We start from the raw sequence: 4,797 nt of genomic DNA on the forward strand, positions 1-4,797 counted from the left end.
CATACTGCGTTCCCTGTACCCTGCATGGTCGCTGATAAAAACGCCTGGGAATTGGCAAACGGCGCAGGACTTAGCAGCATTGCACCAACAGTTTTGCAGCTCATGGGAATCAAACAACCTGACTGCATGCCGTCAGAGTCATTGTTGGTCTCGCCCATCGCGAAAGCCAGTTAGATTGCCTCACTCTAATTAATCAATTGAGTAACATTAACTGCTTGATGTTCCTTATATGAGCATCGATTAATTTTGGGTTCGGTGTCCGGGATATGACATTCGTTTAATCGATTAGGCTGTACCATAGCGTTGTTACTTTCATTGCCCTTTAACGGTCTGCTGGAATACCTTGAAGTAGAGCCCATGCCCCATGCCAGCCATTCCAGCAGACCGCCTATTTCATCGATTAATTATTAGCCACTTTTGGGCCAAAACTGTCAACCCACCTCCTTTGATTGCGTTTAATATCTCTATGTACCGTTAAAATAGTATATTCGGCAAGTCTCCGACCTATTATATGCTTTCCTGGACAAACGGCATTATTGCATCCAAAATCAAGAACTTGTAAAGTTTTTTGATAGTTTGGATAAATACCACTCTGTGCGGGGATTTGTGACGTCTCAAGCGTTAGATCGTTTTTTAGCTAGTGTTGAACGCAGGGCCTACCGTATGGCTTTTATAGCGACCGGTAACCGGGAAGATGCGTTGGATATCGTGCAAGATGCGATGTTAAAACTGGCCCACAAATACGCGGATCGTTCCGTGGAAGACTGGGGTCCGCTGTTTCACAGGATCCTGCAAAGCACCATTCGCGACTGGTATCGAAGACAAAAGGTTCGTAACCAGTGGCGCACCTGGCTTGAGTTTACCAGGGCGGGGGCCCAGCAACGGACGCAAAAAGATTCCGCTGATATTGGTGACGATAGTCAGAGTAATATTATTGACCTGTTTGAAGACCTTCATGGTGAAGGACCAGTAATGAAGTTGGTCAACGAACGCACCATTGACGCGTTAGAAGTAGCAATACATCAATTACCTTTACGGCAACAGCAGGCATTTTTGTTGCGCATTATGGAAGGTTTAAGTGTGGAAGAAACGGCTAAAGCAATGGCTTGTACGCAAGGTAGTGTTAAAACCCATTTTTCCCGGGCAGTACATACACTACGTAAAAAACTTGAGGACCATCGGTTATGAAAAGTAAAGATAAACAGGCGTTGTTAGACGAACAGTTGTTCCTGACAGCCGCCAAGTCAACATTGGAAAAGCAAGTTGACCAAATCGATGACCAGTTGAAAGCAAGACTTGCGGCTGCCCGACGCCAGGCTGTAGATGGCTGTTCAACCAAACCCTCAGTAAGCACGGGATTTTCTAACTGGATTATGCCGGCTGGTGGCCTGGCAATTGTTGGCGCCGCACTGCTCGTGGCTGTTACGCTTTGGACGATGCCTGTTGAGCAAAATTTGGAACCAGTTGCCGTACTGGAAGATATCAATTTATTAACAGGTTCCGAAGATATAGATTTTTACCAGGAACTGGAATTTTATGAGTGGTTAGCGGTAAATGAACAGGCTGTCAGTTGAGCGGATATTGTCTTTGCTACAAATGGCATTGCTGCCAATAGCAATTCTCATTATTTTGCTAAGCATTGCATTTGAGGCGAATGCCGCAAACGGAGATTCTAAACCAAGCATGGAACTACTGGAATTCCTGGGTGAATGGCAAACCAAAGACGGTGATTGGGTAGATCCAATGCGCTTTCTGGATGTAAAGGAAGAAGATCTCGAAAAAGGCTCTTCCGTAAAAGTAAATGTTAAAGAGGTTACACGTGATGAATAACCGGTTCGTAATTTTGGTGTTGCTGGTTGTACTTTCTGGTACAGCCTGGGCCGGGACACTACAGAATAAGATTCCCTGGGCTGACTTGGGTGAGGAAGAGCAGCAGGTTCTCCAGCCGTTTCAGGAAAAGTGGGATGCTCTACCTCCCGGGCAACAAATGAACCTGATGAAAGGTGCCTCGCGCTGGAAAGAATTAGATTCGGAGCAGCGACAGCTACTTCACCAACGCTTCAAACGTTGGAAGGAACTCGATGACGATCAACGGAAACTGCTACGCCAGCGATTCGAGCGTTTTCAGAAATTGACTAAAGAAGAACAACGCCTGGTTCGAGATCGTTATCAATGGTTTAAAAATCTTCCTGCGGATAGACGGAACGAACTCAAGCAACAATGGAAAAGTATGACGCCGCAGGAACGTCAAAAAGTGAAACAACAGATGAAACGCATGCAGCAACTAAAAGTCCCACCTGGACAAGCTAAAGCAAAAGCACGAGGTAAAAATAAAAAATAGACAGGGCAATTATTTTCCAGAAATTCGAATCTTTGCCTGGCTGGGCATTGCATCAATTACACCGTAAGGGTTACCTTATGGTTTATGCTTGTTCTATATAAGTCTCCCCTCAAATACTGGGCAATTATTGGTCTCATTTTCGCGCAATCCTGGTGGCAGATTGCTATCGCCGATGACCTATCGATTGCACCCACCTTCTATATCCCCAACCTTATCAACATTGATTACGGAGTCGACTCTGAAGAGAGTCGTGATTTTTTTATATTTACCAACCTGGCAATGACACCACAGCACCGGATATCAGCGGGATATGGGCAACATGACGAAATAGTGAGAGGATCGCTCGAAGAGCTGGATACCAATACTTATGTATTGGGATATGTTTATTATTCGAGTTTGAGTTTTCAACTGGGTGCCGACTTTGAACACTGGGGTGATGAAAATAAGTTAACGACTGATACGTTTAGCCTGTATGTTTCTTTGGATGTATCAAATTTTGTGTTTACCATCTCTCCTCAATATCGACAAATAGAAATTTTCACAGAATCAAATTGTAGTGGCAATCTGGACAATAATGCGCTGGCGATGGACGCAAAATATTTTCTTAATAAAAACTGGTCGTTTAGTGCAGGTTATGCCACGTTTGATTACAGTGACGATCGTGGCGAATTGTTGGATTGTGTAGCGCCGGAAGAAATACCTTTTCTGGTTGCGAGGTTGAAAAGCGTCGCGGATGACAATCAGGTGTTACTCAATGTAAATTTTTATTTCAATACTGAGACCTATAGTCTGGACTGGGCGCGGATAGAATCTTCCATAGATGGGGATATGACCTACGTTACAACGGCTTATGCTGCAACCGATGTGTTTGATGACTGGACGCTTGCTTTAACCCTGGGTACTCAGGAAAACTACGATGATACAACAACTAATTTTATAAAAGGTTCGGTGACATACTACTGGTAGTAGACCTTTAACAATGGCTCAGATGTCCTGGGACTAACTACACAAAATACCTGCCAGAAATAGAATTCTTATATTTAAGGTTCGTCAACCTATATTCCATCACTGCGTTTAAGATACTGTAAAACAGCTTTGCATCTTATAACTAATTAATAAGCGATCGGGGTGGTAAACATGAACACTAATCTTCAGTATTGGTGGCGTAAGTCTGTGCCTGCCGGCATTCTTCAAATGATGGTATTCGCTTTTTTTATTGCCATTTTCATGGCTTTTATATCTGGCTGCGGTCAAGGCGCGAATGATAATAGCGTTGCACAAAATGACAGCGGCGAATTAATAATCGGGCTAACTGATGCAGAGGGGGATTTTATTAGTTATACGGTTGATGTTAAGTCGATAACGCTTACCAAAGCAAACGGTACTATCGTACACGTCCTACCACTCACTACCCGCGTTGACTTCGCACAGTATACCGAACTGACCGAGTTCCTGACTGCTTCCATGGTGCCACTGGGAGCCTACAAACATGCAACCATGGTTTTGGATTACACCAATGCAGATATCCGGATTGAAAATGCCACTGGTGATACAGTACAAGCAACAGATATCCAGAATAGCGAGGGAAATCCTGTGACAGAACTGGAGATGGTGGTACATCTGGAAGGGCGTAACAAGCTTGTGATATCGCGAGGCCTGCCGGCACATTTGACACTGGATTTTGATTTAAATGCGACGAACAAGGCTGTGTTTGACGATGCTGGAGTTCCTACAGTGGTTGTCGAGCCTTATTTAATTGCAGATGTGCATCTCCAGCGGCCTAAAGCACACCGTGTGCGAGGTCCTTTGAACGATGTTGATGTCGAGAACAACCAGTTTGAAATTATCATTAATCCATTTCACCAGAGTCAATCAACAGATGGCAAGTTTGGTACTTTAACAGTAATGACCGATGATGAAACGGTATATGATATTGACAATCAGTCATACCTGGGTAAGCCAGGCTTGCAGGCAATGGATGTCTTGCCCCAGTACACCGCAACCATAGTAACGGGCAAATTTTAATTTAATCCTACGCGATTTGTTGCCAAAGAAGTATATGCCGGTGAAAGTGTACCGGGAGGAACCCTTGATGTGGTAAAAGGCAATGTCATTGCCAGGAGCGGTAATGTTCTTACTGTGAATGGTGCCACCTTAATTCGTAGTGGTGGTACTGTAACATTCAACGATCTAGTAACAGTAAACATTGCAGATACGACTGTGGTGAAAAAACAATTGTCAGTCGATAGTCACACCATCGATGAAATATCAGTTGGACAAAAAGTCAGTATATTTGGAACCATGACCAATAACGATGTTGAAAACATGGAGATGGATGCCACAAATGGCGTGGTGCGCCTGAAAATCACCAAAGTGTATGGTGCATCGGTTGACCTTATGGTCAATCCCGTAGAGTCCAATTACTTTGTCATGGATGCCATGCGCTTTAACGGAAG

General features: G+C 44.1%; 7 protein-coding genes. All 7 read left to right on the forward strand.

Going from position 1 to position 4,797, the window contains the following annotated elements; genetic code table 11:
- Positions 1 to 606 precede the first annotated feature (606 nt).
- On the forward strand, positions 607 to 1,188 hold the full coding sequence (locus ACWVCM_RS08795; RefSeq protein WP_455201365.1) for an RNA polymerase sigma factor: 582 nt from the start codon (positions 607 to 609) through the stop codon (positions 1,186 to 1,188).
- Positions 1,185 to 1,574, forward strand: coding sequence for a hypothetical protein (locus tag ACWVCM_RS08800; RefSeq protein WP_455201366.1), 390 nt, complete (start codon positions 1,185 to 1,187; stop codon positions 1,572 to 1,574). The genes ACWVCM_RS08795 and ACWVCM_RS08800 overlap by 4 nt, the downstream gene beginning before the upstream one ends.
- Positions 1,555 to 1,830: a hypothetical protein gene (locus ACWVCM_RS08805; RefSeq protein ID WP_455201367.1), complete on the forward strand. Its 276-nt coding sequence runs from the start codon at positions 1,555 to 1,557 to the stop codon at positions 1,828 to 1,830. Before ACWVCM_RS08800 ends, ACWVCM_RS08805 begins: the two co-directional genes overlap by 20 nt.
- On the forward strand, positions 1,823 to 2,341 hold the full coding sequence (locus ACWVCM_RS08810) for a DUF3106 domain-containing protein (RefSeq protein WP_455201368.1): 519 nt from the start codon (positions 1,823 to 1,825) through the stop codon (positions 2,339 to 2,341). Before ACWVCM_RS08805 ends, ACWVCM_RS08810 begins: the two co-directional genes overlap by 8 nt.
- Before the next feature lie 84 nt (positions 2,342 to 2,425).
- Entirely contained in the window at positions 2,426 to 3,307 is an 882-nt protein-coding gene (locus ACWVCM_RS08815; RefSeq protein WP_455201369.1) for a hypothetical protein, read from the forward strand.
- A gap of 171 nt (positions 3,308 to 3,478) precedes the next feature.
- Positions 3,479 to 4,366: a hypothetical protein gene (locus ACWVCM_RS08820; protein WP_455201370.1), complete on the forward strand. Its 888-nt coding sequence runs from the start codon at positions 3,479 to 3,481 to the stop codon at positions 4,364 to 4,366.
- A gap of 69 nt (positions 4,367 to 4,435) precedes the next feature.
- Positions 4,436 to 4,797: hypothetical protein (locus ACWVCM_RS08825; RefSeq protein ID WP_455201371.1), on the forward strand; the 362-nt coding region annotated here is incomplete at its 3' end.

The organism is Kaarinaea lacus (assembly GCF_975902315.1).